Raw genomic sequence first — 20,400 nt, 5'->3', positions numbered from 1 at the left:
CAGAGTGCGGGGGCTGGGCGAAATTCCTGCGGGGCGGAGCAAGTGGGCGGCGCGGACTTTGCGGCTGAGTGTGCGGCCTATGCGCGTGAGGGGCTCACTTACCGCACGCTGGGCGCAGAGGCGGCCTGGGCGCTGAATTTGCCGCTGCCGCGGCGGTATGGGTTTGTGCATTTGGCGCTTTTTGGCTCGGGCTATGTGGCGATGCTAACGATGTATGGGTGGTGCGGGGTGGAGACGCTTTTGGTGTGGAATCCTTACGACGCGAAGGATACCTACGCGCATCATTTTGGGCGCTTGGTGCAGGGGGGTGGGAGGCCTTTTTGCGTGTATTTGGATGGCTTCAATCTGCTCGTGCCCCATCAGGCTAAATTTTTCTCCCTCATCGATGCCTGCGTGCCGCTGGTGAGTGTGGTGCGCGATCCTGTGGCGATTTTAAGGCCCCTCATCAATCATCTCGAATACTACCCCGAGGCCATCACGCGCTTTAATTTGACCTTCGATCCGTGTGAAATTTTGGACTGCGTGCGCTACTATAATCTTGGCAAAATAGGCCTTACGAAGCGGCCTGTGATCGAAAACATCAAGGCTGGGGTATGCGGCTATGGTGGGGTGGTGAATGGCTTTTCTTTGAGGAGTAGGATTTTGGCGCTGGGGGAGAAGGAGCTGGTGTGGCTGGACATGAGCGAGGTGGCCGGGGAGCGTGCTTTTGAGACGATGGTGAAATTGGCCCTGAGGCTTGGTTTTGCGCCGCCTGGGGAGGGGCTGAGGGCTAAATTTGGAGGTAAGATCAACGGGGGGGATTTTCTGGGCTTAGCCGGGCGCGTCCTGCTCGTGCATCCTGAGGATGTGGGCAAGCAAAGCAAGGATGAGGCGAGCTTGAGGTTGGCTGGGGAATTTGAAGCTGGGCAGAGCGATGCGGCGGCGGGGAATTCTAGCTCTGAAGCCGGTGGGGCTGGGCAGAATTTTGAGGGCGATGAGGAATTGAGCGTGGGCGCGGGAATTTCTGGTGGAGAGGATTTGGCCGAGCGAAATTATCGCGCTGGGGGCGTGGAGCTCATCATCACGAGCAGGCAGGAGATGCCTGAGGGGAGGGCGGATTTGAGCGGGGAGCTTTTGCGTGAAAATAGGGTGCGGCGGCTGGTGATTTACGCGAGCGACGCGGCGCGCTGGGAGGCGCTGCGGGCGGATGCGCGCACGCTGGAGGCGACTAGGGCTTGGCTTGAGCGCTATGTGAAAAGGCTTGAGGAGGTCATCAGGGAGGAGGAGGCCAAGCGCATAAGCATGGAGGCGATTTTGGACTATCTTAGGGAGAATGCGGAGGTGCGGGGATTTTTCAAGCGAACTTGGGATGCTGAGCTAGCCGACATCAAGCAAAAGCGCCCCGACATCGTGGCCTCGTGGAAGTATTATGCGGAGTTTGAGAGGATCTGCGCGGGGTTTGGGGGCGCTGCGGGCGGGTGAAGGGGCGGTGCGGGGGAATTTTCAGGGCGCGAAAATTGGCGCGGGGCTGCGGCTGGGGGGCTGGGCGGAATTTCAAGAGGGAATTCTGATGGGGAAGGATTTTGATCCTGAGCGAGGGCGGAAACGGCGAGAGACGAGGTAGGCGGAGCATGAGAAAATTGCCGGGTGGAATTTTCTGGGTGCTGGCTGGGGGAATTTTGACGGTGCGGGCTAGAGTAGGTCCCAGATTTTGAGCGCATCGAGCCATCTTTGACTGAGTTTTTCTTTGGGTAGGATGAGGGCGTTTTCTTTGCCATTGACGGCGTGATAGACGCTTGCGGCGTATTTGTTCGCGTAAAATCGCATCAAAAGCTGCTGGAGCTTGTGCTCGCTGGAGCCTTCAAACCAAGCGTTGTTGGAAAGGGCGATCATGATTTGGGTGTTTTTGTAATTTTGCTCCTTGGTGGCCTCATAGCAAATGGCGTTGGTGATGAGCTGATTTTTGAGCTTGTATTGGCTTTGCAAGGGGCCTCGTGCGAATTCTTCGGTGTTTGGCAGGAGGTGGCTTTTTGTCCAGTCTTTGAAAAAGGGGATTTCCTCACCGAAGGGGACGAGGAAGTGCTTGTTGAAAATGTGCCTTTGCCCCTGCGTGAAAATGTAGGTGCTGTTGTAGATTTTTTCCCCCTCGCGGTTGAAGGCGCCTGTGATGATGGTGATGCGGTGGGAGAGCTCTTTGAGCGCATTTTCATAGGGCGTGTCTTTGAGCACGAAGGCGAAGGCGGTCTCGGGCAAGACGATGAGCTCCTTTTTTTCTAAAATCGCCTTTTGGATTTCGGCGATGAGGGACTTTGAGTGGGCTTGGACCTTGTCTTGGAGGAATTTTTGATCTTGGCTAATGTTGGTGTTGATGAGCTTGTAGGAAAATTCTAGGAGCGGAGCCTCTTTTTGCGTGTGGTGAAAGCCCGTGAAAAATAGGGCCAGCACGATGGCGATTTTGTAGTATCGCGAAATGTAGCCCTCGTGGATGAAATAGGCGATGGCGAAGATGCAAAGTACCCCGCGCATCGAGGCGTCGAAAAAGCCATAGACGCTTAAAATTCCCCAGTTGAGCCAGTCAAAGCCAAGGGGGTGAATGTAACTGAGGGCAAAAATCCCGCAAAGCCTCAAAAAATCATACCTTAGCAAATGGCAAATCCTAAACAAAAGCCCATAAACTAAGCCCAGGGCTAGGATGATGAGGGGGGTGATGTGGCTGAGATCAAAGTAGATCGCTGAGAGCCCCACCCACCAAAACCATAAAATTCCGACAAAAAAGCCCGTCCAAAAATAGCCTTTGGCGCTTTTATTTTGCAAAAGTAAAACGAGTCCCCAGATGGCTAAAAAGGGACTGATGCTTTCAAAAAATATATTGGCGTGGAAGGACAGGTAGATGGGGTTTGAGAGTAAAATTGCGCTGGAAAAAGCTTTCATTATTTTAAAAATGCTAGAATCGGGCTTTATTTTTTTTAGGAAAGGAAAGTAGTATGGCAGGAGATTCGATTTTGACTTCATTGTTGCCTCTGGTTGTTCTTTTTGCGATTTTTTATTTTTTAGTCATTAGACCCCAGCAAAAGCAAGCAAAAACGCACAAACAAATGCTTGATAGCCTGCAAAGAGGCGACAAAATCATCACAAATGGCGGGCTGATTTGCGAGGTGGTAAAATCGGAGGAGGATTTTATCAAAGTTAGACTTAACGAGGACAATGTTACCGCGAAAATTTCAAGAGAATTCATAGCAAAGAAATTGAATGCGTAGAGCTAAGATTAGCTATCGCTTGGTGGTTTTTTTGGCGGTTTTTCTCTTTGGCATCGGTTTTTCGCTTCCGTCTTTTTTACAAACAGAACGCGGCTTTAAAATCAACCTAGGGCTTGACTTGCAGGGCGGACTTTATATGCTTTTGGGCGTGGATAATGCCGCGGCCGTAAAGTCCAAAATCAAGTCCCTCGCATCCTCCCTCAGCTACGCCATCCAAAAGGACAACATCCTCATTGACAGGCTCCTCGTGCGCGATGAGAGCGTGGAATTTGACCTCCTCGATGCGCTAGAAGCGCCGAAAGTGGATGCCCTGCTGGCAGAAATCAAGGGCTTAGACATCCAAAAAAACGCCCTGCATTATAGGCTTTCTTTCACGGATGAGGAGCTTAAAAACATAGCAAATTTCGCCCTCCTGCAGGCGGTGGAGACCATACGCACTCGCTTGGATGAATTTGGCCTAGCCGAGCCCACTGTCGCAAGGCAGGGCGAGGATAAAATTCTCGTCGAGCTCGCAGGCATCAAAACGCAAGAAGACGAGCAGAGGGCTAAGGAGCGCATCACTAAGGCGGCGGTTTTGCAGCTGATGGAGGTGGATGACTCCAAGATGAGCCAAGCCTCTTCGATGAGTGAGGCGGAGGCGGCGAGTTATGGGCTTGTTTTGATGAGTGATGCTCGAGATGAGAATTTAAAATACCCCCTCAAGGCTGTGCCGATCCTAGACGGCTCCACATTGACCGATGCGCGGGTGGGTTTTACGGACACGAGCACCTATCCTGTGATAAATTTCACCTTAAATTCTGAGGGAGCGCGGAAATTTGCCGATTACACGGGCGCGAATGTGGGCAAACGACTCGCCATAGTCTTAGACAATAAAGTCTATTCTGCCCCCTCCATCAACGAGCGCATAGGCGGGGGCAGCGGGCAAATCACGGGCGCCTTCACGCAAGAAGAGGCACGCGATGTGGCGGTGGCTCTCCGCAGTGGGGCACTGCTAGCACCTGTGAAGCTTTTGGAGCAAAGGAGCATCGGCCCATCCTTGGGGGCCGATAGCATCCGCGCTAGCACCCTGGCCCTCATCGGCGCGGCGATTTTTATCGTGCTTTTTATGGTGCTTTATTATGGGGTTGCGGGAGTTTTTGCGGACATCGCCATGCTGGTAAATGTCCTCGTGGTGGTCGCTGTGATGGCGATGTTTGGCGCGACTTTGACCCTGCCGGGGATGGCTGGACTGGTGCTGACTGTGGGCATGGCTGTGGATGCGAATGTCATCATCAACGAGCGCATCAGGGAGCTTTTGCGTGAGGGGGTGAAAATTCGCGCTGCAGTGGAGCAGGGCTATAAGAACGCGATGAGCGCGATCATCGATGCGAACATCACCTCACTCGTTACCTCCATCGCCCTTTATGCCTACGGCACGGGTGCGGTGAAGGGCTTTGCCCTCACGCTTGGCATCGGCATAGTGGTGAGTATGATCACGGCGATTTGGGGGACGCATGGGATGTTTGATTTTTTTATGAGCCGCATGGAAAAGGGCGATGGGACGAAATTCTGGCTGGGTTATAGGAGAAAAAATGCAGTTTTTTAGCGAGAAAAAAATTTATGACTTTATGCGGATGCGTTTTGGTGCGATTTCTTTGTCCTGCGTTTTGATTTTAGGCTCGATTTATTTGCTTTTTGATAGGGGTTTGCAATATGGCATCGATTTTAGCGGCGGCACCCTCTTGCAGCTCAAATACGAAAATCACGCCCCCATAGCGCAAATCAGGGAAATTCTAAGCGCCACGGGGAGCTTTCAAAATCTCTCGGTGAGCGAGTTTGGCAACGCGCAAGAAGTTACCATAAAATTTTTGGGAAGCGATGAGAATTTAACCAGCGACATCGGGCAGAGTGTGAGCGATCTTTTGAAGGATACCGGGGCCTTTGAGCTAAGGCGCGTGGATGTGGTGGGGCCTAAGGTCGGTGATGAGCTGCGTAACAAAGGCTTAATGGCGCTTGGGGTGTCTTTGCTAGCTATACTCATTTACATCGCGCTGCGTTTTGAGTGGCGCTTCGCCCTTGCGGCCATCATCAGTGAGATCCACGATGTCCTCATCACTCTGGGGGCGATTTGTCTTTTTAGGATCGATGTGAATTTGGAAATTTTAGCGGCGATTTTGACCGTTTTGGGCTACTCGCTCAATGATACCATCATTATATTCGACCGTATCCGCGATGGGATGAAAAAAAGCAAGCAAACGCGCCTTGCGCCCATCATCAACGAAAGCGTCTCGGCGACCCTATCGCGGACGATTTTGACCTCAGGGCTCACTCTGGCGACTGTGGTGATTTTGTATTTTTTCGGCGGCGGGGCGGTGGAGGGCTTTTCTTTGGCCTTGATGGTGGGGCTTTTTGTGGGGACATTCAGCTCGGTTTTTGTGGCCAGCCCAAGCTTGCTGTGGTTTCAATTCAGCGTTGTGGCCTTTAGGGATAAGGAGCTTGAAAAGCTTAAGCGAAAGCAAGAAAAAGAGCGCCAAAGAGCGATGTATGAAAAGGGAAGCATTTGAGGAGTGAAGATGGCTTATGAGGCGGGAAAGATAGAGAAAAAATGGCAGGAATTCTGGGAAAAGAGCGGGTATTTTGAGCCGAAAGATGATTTTTCTTTGGCGAAAAAATACATCCTCTCCATGTTTCCCTACCCTAGCGGGCGCATCCACATGGGGCATGTGAGAAACTACACCATAGGGGATGCCCTAGCTAGGTATTACAGAAAGCTAGGCTACAATGTCCTCCATCCCATCGGCTTTGATAGCTTTGGCATGCCCGCAGAAAATGCTGCCATCAAGCACAAAATCCACCCCAAAACATGGACCTACGAAAACATAGCCTACATGGAAAAGGAGCTTTTTTCCTTGGGCTTTTCCTTTTCAAAAAGAAAAATTTTGGCCACTTCTGATCCCATTTATACAAAATTTGAGCAAGAAATTTTCATCAAGATGTTTGAAAAAGGCCTCATTTATACTAAGGAGGCCAATGTCAATTGGTGCGAGCAGGATAAAACGGTGCTAGCCAATGAACAGGTTGAGGACGGGCGATGTTGGCGCTGTGGGCATGAGGTGGTGCAGAAAAAGATGCCGGGGTATTATGTGAAAATTTCCTCTTATGCTGAGGAGCTTTTGAGCGAGCTTGAGGGGCTTAGGGGGAGCTGGCCGGCGCAGGTTTTGACCATGCAGGAAAACTGGATAGGCAAGAGCGTAGGGCTGGAGTTTAGCCTTGAGCTTGAGGATGCGGATGCGGCGGGGCAGGCTGGCCTTGAGGTTTTCACTACGAGGGCGGATACGATTTATGGAATTTCTTATGTGGCTTTGGCGCCTGAGCACTCGATCGTGCAGAATTTGCTGGCAAAAAAGGTCCTCGATGCAAAAATTCTCCCTCAAATCAAGGCTCTGCAAAATCAAAGCCCAAGGCAGAGGCAGAGTGCGGAGAAGGAGGGCTATTTTTTGGGGCTTTACGCCCTGCATCCTTTAAGCGGGGAAAAAATCCCCCTTTGGGTGGCCAATTTTGTCTTAGCAGACTATGGTAGCGGAGCTGTGATGGCGGTGCCAGCGCACGATGAGAGGGATTATGACTTTGCCAAAAAATACGCCCTGCCCATCAAGCAGGTCATCACGGCGGAAAAATTGCCCCACACACAAAAGCAGGGCGTGCTTTTGCAAAGCGGGGAATTTGAGGGCTTGGACTGTAACGAAGCGCGGGATAAGATCATCGCTAAATTTGAAAAAGAGGGCAGGGGGAGGAGGGTGGTGAATTTTAAAATTCGCGACTGGGGCGTCTCACGGCAGAGGTATTGGGGCGCGCCCGTGCCTATGGTGCGGTGTGAAAACTGCGGCATTGTCGCGCAAAATTTAGAAAATTTACCCATCACGCTGCCCGATGATGTGGAGCTCACAGGCGAGGGCAATCCGCTTGACAAGCACCCTTCGTGGAAAATTTGTCCCTGCCCAAAATGCGGACAGGAAGCGCAAAAAGAAACCGATACCTTGGATACTTTTTTTGAGAGCTCGTGGTATTACGCGCGCTTTGCTAGCGATGAGAAATCATGGCAAGATAGGGCTTTGGATGCTAGAAGCACGGATTATTGGCTGGGGGTTGATGAGTATATCGGGGGCATTGAGCATGCGATTTTGCACCTGCTTTATGCGCGCTTTTTTCAAAAGGCCTTGAGGGATTTGGGCTATCTTATGGGGGATGAGCCTTTTGGTCGGCTTTTGACGCAGGGGATGGTTTTAAAGGACGGGGCGAAGATGAGTAAGTCTAAGGGCAATGTTGTCGATCCCGATGATATCGTCCAAAAATACGGCGCGGATACGGCGCGGCTTTTCATACTTTTTGCGGCGCCTCCTGCGAAGGAGCTTGAGTGGAATGACGGGGCTCTGGAGGGGGCATATCGCTTTTTGTGTAGGCTTTATGATAGGGCTAGACGGGTGAAAAGGGGAGGAGTGGTGGAGATTTCTCGGGAAAATTTAAGCAAAGAGGAAAAAACTGCGAGGCTTAAGGTTTATGAGGCCCTGAAAAAATCCAAGGAGGTTTATGAGCAAAATTTTGCCTTCAACACCCTCATCGCGGCCTGCATGGAGGCGCTTAATGCTCTCGCCCTTTGCAAAAATGAGGACTTGGAGCGGGAGGGATTTTATATTATTTTAAACATCCTAGAGCCCATCGTGCCGCATATTTGCTTTGAGCTGAGTGCGCAGCTTTTTGATTTGGAAAATTTTAAGGAGCTGCCCCTAAAGCCTGAGGTTTTCATCCAAGATAGTCTCAGGCTAGCGGTGAGTGTCAATGGCAAAAAGCGCGCTGAGTTTGAACTTTCAAGCACTGCAAGCCAAGAAGAAATCATCCGTGAGGCTAGGGCGCAGGTGGCTAGGTGGCTGGAGGGAAAGAGTGTGCTCAAAGAAATTTATGTGCCCGGTAGCCTTGTGAATTTGGTCGTAAAATGAGAAAAATCGTCCTTTTGCTTGGCATTTTTGTGCCTTTGATGGCGGATATTTATGGGGAATTTAACGATTTTGCTTACGCAAAAAAGGGGAAAAATTTTCAAACGAGCGGGGCGCAAATTCTTAGCTTTTTTAAGGATGGTAAAAAGTGCGTGGATCTGCTGGTGGAGACTGAAAGGGTGAGGGTGCTTGAGGGCTTTGATGCTTGTCAAATTTTGGAAAACGACAAGGCTTTTAAGGATTTTCTTAGTGGGGACTTTCTTGCTCTTTATCAAAGCGACCTTGCAAACCTGAACGAGAGCTTGGAGCACTTAAAACAGGTGATGAGGGACATCATGGTGCATTATAAACTGCATCGAAGACTGGAAAAAAATATGATCAAAACCGCAAGGGTGGAATTTTTAGAGCTTAAGGATGAAGGGGCGCATTTGCTCTTTAAGATCAACAATCAAGCCTGCGTGGGGCTGGAGCTTTTTAAGGATACTGGCAGGATGGCGATGAGGATCTATGGCATTGAAAATTTAGACAAGGCGTGCAAATTTTTTACCGCATCGCCTTCTTTCAAGTCCCTCTCCTACACAGATAAGGCTTTTAGGCTTTATTACTTGGAGTGAAAAAGGCTCTTATTTTGCGAAAAATAAGGGGGAAAAATAAAAAAACTGAAGTTTTCTTTTCGGTTAAATTTTCAAAAACGCAAAGCTCAAGATCTTTTTTTTCTCGAACGCTTAAATTTTTCATCATGAACCTTATTTGGAAATATTGCGGAGGGCATTGTAGCGCAAAAAGCTTAAAGCTAGATATTTCCTATAGCATAAAGCTGGATAATGCCAACAACTTTCCCCTTTTTACCCACTATGATTTCTTTGATTTTATGCCTAAGCATCAGCCTCTCAGCCTCTGTCGCCATAGCGTCTGCCTCGATGATTTTTGGATTGGGACTCATAATTTCCTTAGCCCTAAAGTCAAATCGCGGCTTGGAATTCGCCTTCAAGGCACGGCGCAAATCCCCATCAGTGATGATCCCCATGAGCCTCTCCCCATCCATCACTATGCAAAGTCCTAGCTTTCCGCTAGTCATCACATCAACCAAGTCGTTAAATTCCGCATCGGGATGGACGATGGGCAGCCTTTCACTCACCATCAAATCCTCAACCCTCGTCAAAAGCTTTTTCCCCAGACTACCACCCGGATGAAAGAGTGCAAAGTCATCAGGCTTAAAATCCTTAGCCCTCATCAGCGCAGCCGCTAGAGCATCCCCCATCGCTAGGGCGACCGTCGTCGAGGCCATAGGGGCCAGTTGCAGGGGGCAAGCCTCCTTTTGCACCGCGATGTTTAGGAGTATGTCTCCATGTTTTGCTAGGGTAGAGTGCACATCGCCAACCATCATCACAAGAGGAATTAGACGCCTTTTGATGATGGGGATGATTTTTAAAAGCTCCTCCGTCTCACCGGAATTTGAAATAGCTATCAAAACATCACCATCTACAAGCATACCTAAATCCCCATGCATAGCCTCTGCGGGATGCACAAAAAAGCTCGGTGTGCCCGTGCTGGCTAGAGTCGCGGCGATTTTCGCGCCGATGTGTCCGGATTTTCCCATACCACTGACGATGCACCGCCCTTTAGCATTCAAGATGAGTTTCACGGCCTTAGAAAAATTCTCATCCAGTTTCAAGGCTAGACTCTCGATAGCCTCCGCTTCAATCCTCAAAACTTCCCTAGCGATTTTGATAAGATCCACAACCGCCCTCCTAAATATTAAGCACGACATTGGTCGCGATGGCGATTTGGTAAAGAATTTGCGTCAGCATGGAGAAAATTTGCAAATTTTGATTGTCAACCTTAGGCAAAACCAAAATCGCATCCCCAGCCCTCATCGTGATACCGCTGTGATATTTTTCCGCCTTGCCATTGATGCGGATGATCAAAACCTTAGAAGTGTCCGCCCTCTCACCATAGCCTCCCGCCAAATCGATGTAGTATTTCAAATTCTCATTTTTAGCGTGAATGAAAGCACCCGGCAGGGAAACCTCCCCCTGCACGATGATGAGATTGTTTTTGCTTGGGACATTGATGGTATCGCCCTCTTCCAAGACCAAGGATCCATAAGCCCTAGCATCATCAATGACAATCTGCCCCTTAGGCTCTATCTTTTTAGCGCGTTCTATAAATTCCAGTATGGTTTTTGCCTGAGTGGCACGGATGGCCGCTTGCTCAGAATTCACCGAAGAGCTCGTCAGGGCTAAGGTCTCAAGCTCTTTAAGCTGGGCGGCGATGAGTTCCTTTTGCGTGCGCGCCACGCTTTTTCTAAACACCTGCAAAGCGCCAAGATCCGAGCGACTATTCGCGATGATAATGCGCGAAACATCCTCCAAAGTCGTGCCCTTTTTCACCACCATGCTCTTTAGGCCATCGTGCTCGCCTTGAATTTTGATGCTGATATTCTTAGAAATATACTCGGGGCGAAATTCCACCTCATCGCCGGTCCTTAGGGCGATCTTAGTGAAATCATTCTTATGGTAAGCGTTAAGCTCGAGCCTATGCTCACCGCCATAGCTCCTCACCACAGCGTTGGTTACGATGGGCTTTGCGCCTGAAATTTTAGCCAAATCACTTAGAGTTTTCACATCATTGCCTAGCTCAAAACGGAAAGGCTTTTGCACATCCCCGCTCACAAAGGCGTATTGTTGCACATTTTTTACCAAAATCACATCCCCACTCCTAAAAGGAAAAAGCTCAAGCTGTCCCTTGAGTAAAAAATCATACAAATCGATGTTTTTGAGGGCGTGGTTGTTCCTTAAAATTTGTATCTCCCTGAAGCTGCCATAGTCCAAATTTATCCCCCCAGCCTTGTCCAAATACTGGATGATAGAGTCCGAGCTCAGTCCCTGATAAAGCCCCGGATTATTCACGCTTCCCGTTACAAAGACGCTGACATTTTGGTAGGCATTCATGTCCGCATAGACGAAGACATTGTTTTTATAGACCTTATTGACGGCTGATTTGATAACAGCCACAAGGGAGGAATTTTTCACGCCGAGCAAATTCACAGCCCCGACCTTAGGGATGAAGACATTCCCCTGCGAATCGACAATCAAAACCTGCGCAAATTCAACAGCGCCCCAAATTTTAAGGCTGATCTGATCCCCCACGGCGATTTTGTATTCAGGGTTATAAACCCTTTGTGTGAAATTTTTAAAATTACCATTGAAAAGGTGCGCACCAAAGATAGCGCTTGGCTCTTTGGCCGTTGTGCTATTGTTTTCTGGGGCAGGCAAGTGAGCCTTATTTTCACGCTCAAGCTGCTCCGTGGCGACAATCTGCGAAACATCCACCGCCCCGAAAGATAAAACCAAGCCTGCCAGTAAGATGCATATTTTTTTCATTTTAGTATTTGTGCTCCTCGATAATCATTTTGATGAATTTTCCGATGCCATAAATCAGGGCAAAAATCATAAAGGCGGTTAGGATGTTGTAAATTTTTTGCGGGTATTTTGCGCTTTCTGGCAGGGTGGGATTTTGCACCACCACAAGCTGCTTGATCTTCCTCGCGGCCTCTATTCTCGCGCTCTCGTGAGCCTTCAGCGCGGCCTTGTAGGCTTCCTGCGCAAAACCCGCCTCTATGCTTAAATTTTGAAACTGCGCAGCGAGATCGTTGAGCTTTTTAACCTCCGTGGCATTGCTCGTTGAAATCTTTGCCATCTCGCGATCAAGCTGCTTTTTGATGGCTAGAATTTCTGCTCTGAGAGCGACGACTTCAGGCGCGGCATCATTCATGTAGCTTTGCAGGGTCAAAAGACTGGCCTCTTTTTGGGCGAGATTGGCCTCGATTTGTGAGATGAGGGTCGCTTTGTTTTCGGCCTGTTTGAGTGGGTCAAAAACGCCGTATTTGTTTTGAAAGGCGATGAGCTCGTTTTGCGCTTTTTGATAGCGATCCTTGTATTTTTTCACTTCATTTTCGGCAAAATTCATCTGCTCCCTAGCGGCCTGATGTGAAATTTCATTGATGAAGCGCTCGCTTTCCTCGATGATGCTTTGGGCGATGAGATGGGCAGATTCTGGGCTGAAGGCCTCCACTTCAACGCTCAAAAGCCCGCTCGATTTGTCATTATATAAGCGCACACGATTTTTGTAGTATTGCAAATAAGCCTCCGCAGAGCTTGCGTCCCAAATTTTAAAGGGTAGGTCGATGTGCTGCTCTTGGTAGAGGCTTTTGAGCTTGATTTTTTCGTCCAAAATTTTCAGCAAATCACTGGAGGTGATGAAGCCCTTGAGGTATTTTAGATCCTCATTCGTTGCTGAGGCGGTGTTGATTAGGGAGAGGACATTGCTAGTTTGCGCGGCGTTACTGGTGGAGCGCACATCCAAAATCATCACGCTCACATAGCGATCGGCCGCGATGAAGGCATAGTAAAAAACGACAAAGGCCGTTAAAATCCAAACAATCTTAAAAGAGCGAAGCGATTCTAAATTTTTAATTTTCTCCAACAAATTTTTCACGAATCTTTTTCTCTTTCCTTTCCTTGATAGACGGCTATGCCCTCATCCACATCGTCATAAACGGTGATTTGCCCGTTTTTCATGAAGATGATTTTATCACACCATTGTTTAATCTCAGCGACATTGTGCGAGACCATGATGACCTTGGAGCGTTGCAGCCTCTCCCTGTAAAGCTTGAGGCTTTTTTCGATGAAACTAGGATCCCCCACAGCCCCCGCCTCATCGATGAGGTAGTAGTCAAATTCAAAGGCCATGCTCAGGCCGAAGGTGATGCGCGAATTCATCCCTGAGGAGTAGGTTTTCATCGGCTCGTCAAAGAATTTTCCAAGCTCGGCAAATTCCTCGACAAACTGAACCTTTTCAAGCAATTCCTTTCCTCGATACCCATACACCCTAGCGACGAATTTAGCATTATCTCGCGCGGTTAGAGAGCCCTGAATTCCGCCGCTAAGACCTAGGGGCCAAGAAATTCTTTTATTAGTGATGATTTTGCCACTATCTGGAAGCTCGGCCCCGCTTAAAAGTCGCACGAGAGTCGATTTGCCCGCGCCATTGCCCCCCATAAGCCCTATGCTGCAATTTTCTGGGAATTCAAAACTGAAATTCTTAAAAACATAATGCCGTCCTCCGGAAAAAAGCGGGTAGGATTTGGTTAAATTCACAAGCTTGATCATTCTTTTTTCGCTGCCGTGAGGGTGTGTCTGTTGAAATGATAAAAGAAGAGTCCCACGAAGAGGACGATGAGGATGCAAAAAATCGGATAGCCGTAATTATAATCATCCTGCAGGGGGTAGGAATCGAAAAAGTTAAATCTTAAAAGCTCCATGATGTGAAGTAGGGGATTGTAATAAAAAATGTCGAGCAAGGCGCGGGGCATGAGCCAGGTGGGGAAGATCACTCCAGAGCTCCAGTAAAAAACGATGCTAAAATAAGCCAAAAGCGTCCTCAAGGGCTCGATCAAGTGCCAAAGTATCGCAAAGCAAATCCCCAAGGCAAAGCCCGAAAGTATGAGTAAAAATATGCAAAACATCACATCCAAAAAATGCGTGGGTATCACCTCAAGGCGCAAAAACCACCCGGCCACAAAGAGGACATAGACGAAGATCACGAAGTAAATGCAAAATTCTAGTAGGGTTCTGGCGATGAAAACATGGATGGGACGAACGGGCTTGTAGGCGAAGAGGCCTAGGTTTGCGCTGATGCCGTTCATGAGCTGGTTGACGATGCTTCTGAACATAAAAAAAGGCACGATGCCTGAGACCAAGTAGATAAAAATGGAGATGTTTTCGGGCATCACTTGATGATGATACTCCCTGATGATCGTAACGAAAATGGTGATGATCAAAACGATGCTAAGCGGCTCGCCCACCACCCACAAATAGCCCAAATAGCGGCTATTTTTAGCACCAAATCTGGTCTTTAGCTCCCTGAAAAACAGGGCATAAATCACATTCAGCATGAACTAAACCACATTTTTTGAGGAATTCTAGGATAGATGTTTTAATGAAGGGTTAAAAAATTTTTTTTAAAGTGCCTCATCTTAAAAAAGACAAAGAAAATGAGTCCTAAGGCGCCCTTTTGCTTGTGGATTTGGATGATTTTTTCGCCTAGCTTATAGGCCAGGGAGGATTTGAGCTCACAAGCTAGCGCATAGTCTTTGCATTCTTGCAAAATTGTATCGCTATCGTTGTATTGTTTAGCTTCTAAAAAATGCTTTTCTTTGATGTAGGAAAAAACAAAAAGCACCCGAGCGTAGTCCCGCCAACCCTCACAGCTTAGAGCCACAGTGCCTAGCTTGTAGGCAAGATAGCGTTTGACTATGGCCTCAGCAGAGGCGATTTTGCACTCGTTGGGATCTGTCCATTTGAGTCTAAAATCAGTCCTTTGTAGGTAAAAATCTCTATGCAATTTATAATCAATCACCACCACAAGCTCCTTTAAATTTTCAGAATCCACACAAAAGGGCAGGGGGTTAAAATTCCCAAACCACAGCAAATCCGCCTCACAAATATAACGCGGATCGTGGATGGGCATCCTGCCAAAAAGATTATGTGCGGTGAAAATATGCCTTTGCGGCAAAAGCGTGTCTTTGAGCTCCTCTGTATCTTGATGATAGCGCACATAGGCATCAAGCCTAAGTGGGGTGTGAAAATATAAATCAGGACGCGTGACTAATGTATAGTGATACGCAATGGCATGTTTTTGCGCGTAATTTTGGGCGAGTTCCTGACTCTTCGCGCAGGAAAGATGCATGCCCCTGTCCTGCTCTAAATGCTCGATCAAAAATTCTTTTGGTTTGTAAATGCTCTTCACTTCTTCTATGATATCAGTCGTTACCTTTTTTCCGTTCAAGCTTTCAAGAGAGTTATGCCACGCAAAGCCCGACTTTTCAAGCTCATCCCAAGTGTGGATGAAGATATCAATCTCCCAACCATCACATAAATTAGGGTAAAGCACATTCTTAAAAAAACTTTCATAAGTTTGCTTATAGGTTCTAAGATGCCCCATAAAACAAAGCGCGAGTTTTTTCACAAATCTCCCCCTTGGCGATGAAATTCCAGCTTTTTTTCAAGCAAAAGGGCGTTGTCTGTGAATTTGACCCAGAGCAAATTGAGGGCGTAAATTCCAGCGTTGTGCATCTTTGCGAAGGGAAAATTTTCATAATAAAGCCTCGCCTGCTCCCTGCTAGCCGTTTGAAAAAGCGCCTTGGCTTGGACGCCCTTTAAGAGGGCTATTTTGCCAAATTTAGCGATATTAACCGCCACGCTAGGCTCAAGGCGGGCGAGTCTGATGTGCCTACTTTCCTCATCTGAGGCGATGATGAGGGCTAAATTTTTCGCATCAAAGGCATAAAAAGCACTCGCCGTATAAACCCCGACCTCATCGCGCATCGCCCAGGCTAGGAGCTTGGATCTTTGTATAAATTTTAAAATTCTTTTATCCATGCCAAGATTATACTCAAGAAAATTTAAATATTGACGATGTTTGGGGCAGTAAATTCGCGCAGGAGGCTGGGGATGCAAATCGAAGCGGCTAGGGATCAAAATTTTTCCATGGACCTTAGGACAAAGAGCGGGAAGCGGCTGAATTTTAGCGCGTTTGAGAGGCAAAATTTGAGCTATGAAAGCGATGAAAATGGGCGCAGTTTGAGCCTGAGGAGGCAGTATGGCTTTAGCTTCAGTTTTGAGGGCTCAAAGCTCACAAAATCCGAGCTTGATGAGATTAAGTCGGCCATGAAAAATGTGGAGCCGCTTTTGCAAAATTTCTTGCAAAGCTCAAAGGTCGGCGAGCTTGATCCTAAGGGGATCATAGAAAGCGCCATGGGCATCGCTGACATCTTGCCAAAGCCTAGCAGCAAGAATCATCAAGGAGCCATCATGGATAGCTTGGTGGGCAAACTGGACTCCATGCTGGGTAAAATTCCAAGCATGGATAGCACCAGTCTTTTGGAGGATAGCAAAAAGCTCATTGATGAAGTCTTCCAGCAGATAAAAAAGCGGCTTGAGGGGACGAGGGACGCGGCCAGAGCGGGGCTAAATCTTTACGCTTAGAAATTTCAGGCGATTAGGGGCTAGGATGACGGATACGCAGCTGCTTGAGAGCATGCTAAAACTTCAGCAAAAGCTCAATGACGATACCAACGGCACAGGCTGGGAGAATGGCTACACTAAGGACGGCAAACTCATCAGCTGGAGGCGATGCATCTATATGGAGTGCGCAGAGCTCATCGACTCCTTTGCGTGGAAGCACTGGAAAAACATCGCCGCGCCGACCAAGTGGGAGAATGTGCGCCTTGAGCTTGTGGACGTTTGGCATTTCATTTTGAGCCTCTTGCTCGAGGAGTATCGCAACAAAAGGGACTTGAATTTCATCGCCATGGAACTAAGCTCCATCAATGTTTTCAAAGATTTTTGCAAGGAAAAGGGCACTCCAAGCGACAATGACATGTATGCCATCGTTAATGACATCGAGCTCATCATCCACAAATGCAGCGGCTTTGGTTTTGATTTGGGCGAATTGCTCGCGGCCTTTTTTGTCGTGGCGATAAAATGCGGTTTGAATTTGGAGGAGCTTTATAAAATTTACATCGGCAAAAATGTCCTCAACGCCTTCCGTCAGACTCACGGCTACAAGGATGGCAGCTATAAAAAGCTATGGGGCGAGCGAGAGGATAATGAAATTTTAAACGAAATTCTAAAAAGCGAGTGGGACTATGAGACGATCTATCAAAAACTGGAGCAAATTTACAGGGCGCTTTGATGAAAATTTTCGCCCTCTACCCCTTAGCTTTGAAGGATTTTCTTCGCTTTGAGTTTTTCAAATACGCCCTCTTTTCAAGCCTCACAAGCCTAGCAAGCATGCTGGTCCTAGCCTTTTTCGCCTTCTCGGCGCTTCAAAGCTATTTAACTTTCTCCCTCATCAAGGCGCATTTTTTATTTTCTTGGCTTTATTCTTTCTCATGGCCACTCATCAATACCTCCATCCTCCTTCTCCTAAGCCTCTTCGTGATTTTTGGCTCCGTTTTCATTTCCCTCCTCATCCTCTCCTTTTTCGTCCCCAAAATCGCCCAAGCCATCAACGCCAAATACTATCATTTCCCCCACCAAAGCAGGGTTAGCGACGCGCTTGTGTGGTGGCAAAGGCTCAAGCTTTTTGTGAAATTTTCCCTCCTCTTCATCCTCGCGACCCCTCTGCTACTCGCGCCACTTGTCAATGTTTGTGTCTATTTTTTGCTCTTTTACTATCTCTTTCATCGCATGTTTGCTTTGGATATTTTAAGCGCAACCCTAGATGCGCAAACATTCCAAAACTTAAAATTCACGCCACTGGAATTCAAGCTCCACACCCTCATTTTTTACCTGCTCTCAGGGTTTTTAGTCCTCGGCTTCATCTTCCAGCTTTTATTCATCATCATTCTCATTCACCTTAGCTATCAAAAAATTTTACGCCTCCCACTCAGGGCTCATTAATGGCAAATTCTTTTGATTTTTTCGTCGTATTTTTTCACAAAAATTTCCCTGCCGTTTTCCCGCACTCTCATCCTTCCTCGCAGGAAAAAGGCCTCCTCATCGCTCGTTTGCGTCAGCACAATGTCCGCCTGCATCATCTCACCCTCGCGGCCGATTTTCATTGTTTGCCAGATGGTATATTTGGCGCTCAAAGGATCGTCGTTTTTTATGCTTAGCTTTCTTTTGAGATTGTGCCAAACCAAAACATCCACCGCATCAAAGCGATACACCCCCTCGCCAAAAACCCCCCCCCCCACACCATCGGTTACACAGGTCCAAGTGTCGCTTAAAATGTCGTAGCTGATTTTTCTATCCACCCTGCCTTTTTTGAGTAGGGTTAGTGGGGTTTTGGGCGCGCTTTGGGGCTGGAGATTGACCGCACTATCCTCGCCCTTGAAGAGGGGCAAAATGAACTCACTGCAGGATAGATCCACCTTCAAAGTGCTGCGGTAGGGCATAGGCCAAAACATAGGGAAAAAGGTATTTGCCAAGGAAAGCCGTATCCTAGAACCTCTAGCAAAGCGATGCCCGCAAGCATCGAGCCTAAGCTCCCTCTCTATAAATTCATCCGCGCGAAGCGGCACGAAGCGGCTTTTATCCTCACTGAGGGCTAAATTCAAAACCCCATAGCTCACCCTCTGCACGAAACCATCCTCCCTGCACTCACTAAGCTGCGCAAAAAGCATGGCCTTGGGCTTGTCGCTTGCTAGTTTTATCCTCAGGCGGGGAAAGCCCAAAATGTCCATATCTTCTTTTAAAATTTCACTCTCAAAAATGATCGCCATGCCATCATCCATCCTCTGATCGCAGGGGCTTTCTCCCAGCACCCCAGCCCCCATCCACTCACCGGCTAAAAGCCCGTGCGCTTGCGGGGTGCAGATGGGGATGAATTCTTTTGACCGCTCACCACGCACCAATTTATAAGGGTGCAAAAAATAGCCCCGCGCCTCCAAATCCCCCTCATCCTCCAGCGCCACAAAGCGACCCCCAACACGCTCGACCTTGCTAGTAGGCCGCATCCCCTCCTCGATGTAGGCACTGATGAGCGGGGCATTCAGCACATCATTTTCCTTACCGCCCAGCCATTTGTCCCACCATTTTAAGGTTTCGCCCAAAAAGTCCATCGCCGGCCCAGGAGCGCCATCGTGAGGGTAAAGATGCGCCAGGGGCCAATAATCGCCCTTCGTGGGACCTTAAGCCCCCGCATCAGACTGAAGATTGGATTGGTGTAAGAATCCGCCCAGCCATCAAAGGCAAAAACGGGAATTTGAATGCTCTCATAATCCTCCCCCACAGAGCCGTGCCTCCAGTACTCATCCTTGAGCGGGTGGGCTAGCCACAGCGCGGGAAAGAGAGGCATAGCCTCAAGGCGCCTTAGCCACTTAGCCCTGCCCTGAGGGTCTATTTTGCTATCGACAAAGCGCGACTGATAGGCTAGCATGATGTTGCCCCACCAGAAATTATCATTCAGCAAGCAGCCGCTCTTGTAATGGATGTCCTCGTTGTATCGATCGTCAGTAAAGCCCACCACAACGATGGCTTTTAAATTCCGCGGCCTTCTTGCGGCGACTTGCAGGGAGTTGAAGCCGCCCCAGGACTTGCCCATCATGCCGATTTTGCCATTGGACCATTTTTGCGCGCCTATCCAGTCGATCACCTCCAGGGCGTCATCCTGCTCCAGTTTGAGATACTCATCCTCTAAAATTCCATCGCTCTCGCCGCTTCCACGCAAATCCACCCGCACCACCGCATAGCCATTTCCTGAATAAAAGCCATGCATGGGCTCATCCCTGCCCCTCGTGCCGTCATTTTTGCGGTAGGGGATGTACTCCAAAATCGCGCCCACCCTTTCCTCGCTCAGGGGCAGCCATATCCTAGCTGAAAGCCTCGTGCCGTCCTTGAGCGGGATCCATTCGTTTTCTATGACTTTGACCTTAAATTTAAAATTTTTAACGATTTTCATCCAACTTCCTTGCAAATTTTTTCATCCAAATGCGGCAAAAAAACGCCCCCAAAAGCGACATGGCCACCATGATACCAAAGTAAATATGAAAGCCCCGCACGCCCTCGTAGCTATCCAGCAGCCCCCCAGCCAAGATCGGCGCGAAAACCTCAGGCAAATAGCCAAAGGTCGAGACGATGCCCACGGCCATCCCCGTGAGATGGAGAGGAATTTTTCCCTCGCTTAGCAGGGAGTAGTAAATTCCAAAATTTGAATACATCGCCGCATAAACCAGCACGCAGGCCGCGCTCAAAAGCGCCATCTGCGCAAAGCCACCCAAAAAGGCGCTCATCATGATCAAAAGCACCCCAAAGCCCATGATCAAAAAGCCCACAAGCATGATTTTTGCCTTGCCAAAAGCATCGGCCAAAAAGCCTCCCGCCGTGGATGAAAGGGGGCGGATGTATTGGGCTAGCACGGTCAAAATGGCCGCGAAAACGGCCGAGGTGCCGATGATATTGCTCGCATAGGGCGTAAAATAATAAAAGCTCATGTTGAAAAAATAAGTGCAAAAAGTGATGCAAACGACAAGCCAAAGCGCGGGATTTTTAATCAAATTTAAAAAATCGCTCATTTTGAACCCCTCATCCCTCTCGACCCTATCATCTTTCAAAAAAACGAACAAAAGCCCGGCGCTTAAAATGGGAGCGATGGAGTAAAAGATGATGATCATCTCTATGCCT

Annotated in this window: 22 protein-coding genes; 10 read left to right on the top strand and 12 right to left on the bottom strand. The window is 48.5% G+C overall.

Annotated features, from left to right (window positions below; all coding sequences use genetic code 11):
- Both Q4A73_RS03955 and Q4A73_RS03950 read left to right on the top strand, forming a co-directional pair.
- Window positions 1–1,461, top strand: a 1,461-nt coding sequence (locus Q4A73_RS03955; protein ID WP_303206142.1) for a DUF2972 domain-containing protein, incomplete at its 5' end; no start/stop codon positions are given.
- Entirely contained in the window at window positions 1,409–1,603 is a 195-nt protein-coding gene (locus Q4A73_RS03950; protein WP_303206141.1) for a hypothetical protein, read from the top strand. The genes Q4A73_RS03955 and Q4A73_RS03950, both read left to right, overlap by 53 nt.
- Window positions 1,604–1,671: 68 nt before the next feature.
- Here Q4A73_RS03950 and Q4A73_RS03945 read toward each other — a convergent pair whose 3' ends face one another.
- The gene (locus Q4A73_RS03945) at window positions 1,672–2,991 is read right to left on the bottom strand and encodes an apolipoprotein N-acyltransferase (protein ID WP_303206140.1); all 1,320 of its coding nucleotides are present in this window, start codon (window positions 2,989–2,991) and stop codon (window positions 1,672–1,674) included.
- On the opposite strand from Q4A73_RS03945, the gene yajC reads away from it, so the two are divergent.
- Genes yajC through Q4A73_RS03920 form a run of 5 tightly spaced genes read left to right on the top strand, consistent with a single transcriptional unit; the run spans window position 2,964 to window position 8,820 of the window.
- Window positions 2,964–3,236 carry a preprotein translocase subunit YajC gene (gene yajC, locus Q4A73_RS03940; RefSeq protein WP_303206139.1) on the top strand — a complete coding sequence of 91 codons (273 nt, stop codon included), beginning with the start codon at window positions 2,964–2,966 and terminating at the stop codon, window positions 3,234–3,236. The two genes, Q4A73_RS03945 and yajC, sit on opposite strands and share 28 nt — an antisense overlap.
- Complete coding sequence (gene secD / locus Q4A73_RS03935; protein ID WP_303206138.1) at window positions 3,229–4,821, top strand: protein translocase subunit SecD; 1,593 nt, start codon at window positions 3,229–3,231, stop codon at window positions 4,819–4,821. Before yajC ends, secD begins: the two co-directional genes overlap by 8 nt.
- Entirely contained in the window at window positions 4,808–5,779 is a 972-nt protein-coding gene (gene secF / locus Q4A73_RS03930; RefSeq protein WP_303206137.1) for a protein translocase subunit SecF, read from the top strand. Before secD ends, secF begins: the two co-directional genes overlap by 14 nt.
- 9 nt (window positions 5,780–5,788) lie before the next feature.
- A complete protein-coding gene (gene leuS, locus Q4A73_RS03925) occupies window positions 5,789–8,209 on the top strand; it encodes a leucine--tRNA ligase (protein ID WP_303206136.1) in 2,421 nt (806 codons plus the stop codon).
- Window positions 8,206–8,820: a hypothetical protein gene (locus Q4A73_RS03920; protein WP_303206135.1), complete on the top strand. Its 615-nt coding sequence runs from the start codon at window positions 8,206–8,208 to the stop codon at window positions 8,818–8,820. The genes leuS and Q4A73_RS03920 overlap by 4 nt, the downstream gene beginning before the upstream one ends.
- Here Q4A73_RS03920 and Q4A73_RS07340 read toward each other — a convergent pair.
- The 8 genes from Q4A73_RS07340 to Q4A73_RS03885 are packed head-to-tail and all read right to left on the bottom strand — an operon-like array spanning window position 8,798 to window position 15,651.
- Window positions 8,798–8,944, bottom strand: coding sequence for a hypothetical protein (locus Q4A73_RS07340; RefSeq protein ID WP_368492646.1), 147 nt, complete (start codon window positions 8,942–8,944; stop codon window positions 8,798–8,800). The two genes, Q4A73_RS03920 and Q4A73_RS07340, sit on opposite strands and share 23 nt — an antisense overlap.
- Window positions 8,945–8,999: 55 nt before the next feature.
- Entirely contained in the window at window positions 9,000–9,947 is a 948-nt protein-coding gene (locus Q4A73_RS03915) for a KpsF/GutQ family sugar-phosphate isomerase (protein ID WP_303206134.1), read from the bottom strand.
- 10 nt (window positions 9,948–9,957) lie between these two features.
- A complete protein-coding gene (locus tag Q4A73_RS03910) occupies window positions 9,958–11,592 on the bottom strand; it encodes a polysaccharide biosynthesis/export family protein (RefSeq protein WP_303206133.1) in 1,635 nt (544 codons plus the stop codon).
- Between the two features lies 1 nt (window position 11,593).
- A complete protein-coding gene (locus Q4A73_RS03905) occupies window positions 11,594–12,706 on the bottom strand; it encodes a capsule biosynthesis protein (RefSeq protein ID WP_303206132.1) in 1,113 nt (370 codons plus the stop codon).
- Window positions 12,703–13,380 carry an ABC transporter ATP-binding protein gene (locus tag Q4A73_RS03900; protein ID WP_303206131.1) on the bottom strand — a complete coding sequence of 226 codons (678 nt, stop codon included), beginning with the start codon at window positions 13,378–13,380 and terminating at the stop codon, window positions 12,703–12,705. Before Q4A73_RS03900 ends, Q4A73_RS03905 begins: the two co-directional genes overlap by 4 nt.
- Window positions 13,377–14,165: an ABC transporter permease gene (locus Q4A73_RS03895; RefSeq protein ID WP_303206130.1), complete on the bottom strand. Its 789-nt coding sequence runs from the start codon at window positions 14,163–14,165 to the stop codon at window positions 13,377–13,379. Before Q4A73_RS03895 ends, Q4A73_RS03900 begins: the two co-directional genes overlap by 4 nt.
- Window positions 14,166–14,206: 41 nt before the next feature.
- The gene (locus Q4A73_RS03890) at window positions 14,207–15,238 is read right to left on the bottom strand and encodes a hypothetical protein (protein ID WP_303206129.1); all 1,032 of its coding nucleotides are present in this window, start codon (window positions 15,236–15,238) and stop codon (window positions 14,207–14,209) included.
- On the bottom strand, window positions 15,235–15,651 hold the full coding sequence (locus Q4A73_RS03885) for a hypothetical protein (RefSeq protein ID WP_303206128.1): 417 nt from the start codon (window positions 15,649–15,651) through the stop codon (window positions 15,235–15,237). Before Q4A73_RS03885 ends, Q4A73_RS03890 begins: the two co-directional genes overlap by 4 nt.
- 72 nt (window positions 15,652–15,723) lie before the next feature.
- On the opposite strand from Q4A73_RS03885, the gene Q4A73_RS03880 reads away from it, so the two are divergent.
- From Q4A73_RS03880 to Q4A73_RS03870, 3 genes are read left to right on the top strand one after another with little or no spacing between them, the layout of a single operon-like run.
- A complete protein-coding gene (locus tag Q4A73_RS03880; RefSeq protein ID WP_303206143.1) occupies window positions 15,724–16,257 on the top strand; it encodes an ATP-binding protein in 534 nt (177 codons plus the stop codon).
- Window positions 16,258–16,282: 25 nt separating this feature from the next.
- A complete protein-coding gene (locus Q4A73_RS03875; protein WP_303206127.1) occupies window positions 16,283–16,966 on the top strand; it encodes a dUTP diphosphatase in 684 nt (227 codons plus the stop codon).
- Complete coding sequence (locus Q4A73_RS03870; protein WP_303206126.1) at window positions 16,966–17,676, top strand: EI24 domain-containing protein; 711 nt, start codon at window positions 16,966–16,968, stop codon at window positions 17,674–17,676. The genes Q4A73_RS03875 and Q4A73_RS03870 overlap by 1 nt, the downstream gene beginning before the upstream one ends.
- Here the strand turns inward: Q4A73_RS03870 and Q4A73_RS03865 are convergent.
- Genes Q4A73_RS03865 through Q4A73_RS03855 form a run of 3 tightly spaced genes read right to left on the bottom strand, consistent with a single transcriptional unit; the run spans window position 17,673 to window position 20,390 of the window.
- On the bottom strand, window positions 17,673–18,839 hold the full coding sequence (locus tag Q4A73_RS03865) for a CocE/NonD family hydrolase C-terminal non-catalytic domain-containing protein (RefSeq protein ID WP_303206125.1): 1,167 nt from the start codon (window positions 18,837–18,839) through the stop codon (window positions 17,673–17,675). The two genes, Q4A73_RS03870 and Q4A73_RS03865, sit on opposite strands and share 4 nt — an antisense overlap.
- Window positions 18,815–19,678, bottom strand: coding sequence for a CocE/NonD family hydrolase (locus tag Q4A73_RS03860; RefSeq protein ID WP_303206124.1), 864 nt, complete (start codon window positions 19,676–19,678; stop codon window positions 18,815–18,817). The genes Q4A73_RS03865 and Q4A73_RS03860 overlap by 25 nt, the downstream gene beginning before the upstream one ends.
- Complete coding sequence (locus Q4A73_RS03855) at window positions 19,665–20,390, bottom strand: MFS transporter (RefSeq protein ID WP_303206123.1); 726 nt, start codon at window positions 20,388–20,390, stop codon at window positions 19,665–19,667. Before Q4A73_RS03855 ends, Q4A73_RS03860 begins: the two co-directional genes overlap by 14 nt.
- Window positions 20,391–20,400 lie beyond the last annotated feature (10 nt).

Source organism: Campylobacter sp. (assembly GCF_030528245.1).
Lineage (GTDB): Bacteria > Campylobacterota > Campylobacteria > Campylobacterales > Campylobacteraceae > Campylobacter_D.
Note: the sequence above shows the minus strand (reverse complement) of the source record. Positions and strands in the feature narration are given on the sequence as shown.

Bases quoted from the DNA above. Each gene is read 5' to 3' on its own strand.
- Q4A73_RS03950 (WP_303206141.1), top strand. From the start codon at position 1,409: ATGCGGAGTTTGAGAGGATCTGCGCGGGGTTTGGGGGCGCTGCGGGCG.
- yajC (WP_303206139.1), top strand. From the start codon at position 2,964: ATGGCAGGAGATTCGATTTTGACTTCATTGTTGCCTCTGGTTGTTCTT.
- Q4A73_RS03945 (WP_303206140.1), bottom strand. From the start codon at position 2,991: ATGAAGTCAAAATCGAATCTCCTGCCATACTACTTTCCTTTCCTAAAA.
- secD (WP_303206138.1), top strand. From the start codon at position 3,229: ATGCGTAGAGCTAAGATTAGCTATCGCTTGGTGGTTTTTTTGGCGGTT.
- secF (WP_303206137.1), top strand. From the start codon at position 4,808: ATGCAGTTTTTTAGCGAGAAAAAAATTTATGACTTTATGCGGATGCGT.
- leuS (WP_303206136.1), top strand. From the start codon at position 5,789: ATGGCTTATGAGGCGGGAAAGATAGAGAAAAAATGGCAGGAATTCTGG.
- Q4A73_RS03920 (WP_303206135.1), top strand. From the start codon at position 8,206: ATGAGAAAAATCGTCCTTTTGCTTGGCATTTTTGTGCCTTTGATGGCG.
- Q4A73_RS07340 (WP_368492646.1), bottom strand. From the start codon at position 8,944: ATGAAAAATTTAAGCGTTCGAGAAAAAAAAGATCTTGAGCTTTGCGTT.
- Q4A73_RS03910 (WP_303206133.1), bottom strand. From the start codon at position 11,592: ATGAAAAAAATATGCATCTTACTGGCAGGCTTGGTTTTATCTTTCGGG.
- Q4A73_RS03900 (WP_303206131.1), bottom strand. From the start codon at position 13,380: ATGATCAAGCTTGTGAATTTAACCAAATCCTACCCGCTTTTTTCCGGA.
- Q4A73_RS03895 (WP_303206130.1), bottom strand. From the start codon at position 14,165: ATGCTGAATGTGATTTATGCCCTGTTTTTCAGGGAGCTAAAGACCAGA.
- Q4A73_RS03885 (WP_303206128.1), bottom strand. From the start codon at position 15,651: ATGGATAAAAGAATTTTAAAATTTATACAAAGATCCAAGCTCCTAGCC.
- Q4A73_RS03880 (WP_303206143.1), top strand. From the start codon at position 15,724: ATGCAAATCGAAGCGGCTAGGGATCAAAATTTTTCCATGGACCTTAGG.
- Q4A73_RS03875 (WP_303206127.1), top strand. From the start codon at position 16,283: ATGACGGATACGCAGCTGCTTGAGAGCATGCTAAAACTTCAGCAAAAG.
- Q4A73_RS03870 (WP_303206126.1), top strand. From the start codon at position 16,966: ATGAAAATTTTCGCCCTCTACCCCTTAGCTTTGAAGGATTTTCTTCGC.
- Q4A73_RS03865 (WP_303206125.1), bottom strand. From the start codon at position 18,839: ATGGACTTTTTGGGCGAAACCTTAAAATGGTGGGACAAATGGCTGGGC.
- Q4A73_RS03860 (WP_303206124.1), bottom strand. From the start codon at position 19,678: ATGAAAATCGTTAAAAATTTTAAATTTAAGGTCAAAGTCATAGAAAAC.
- Q4A73_RS03855 (WP_303206123.1), bottom strand. From the start codon at position 20,390: ATGATCATCATCTTTTACTCCATCGCTCCCATTTTAAGCGCCGGGCTT.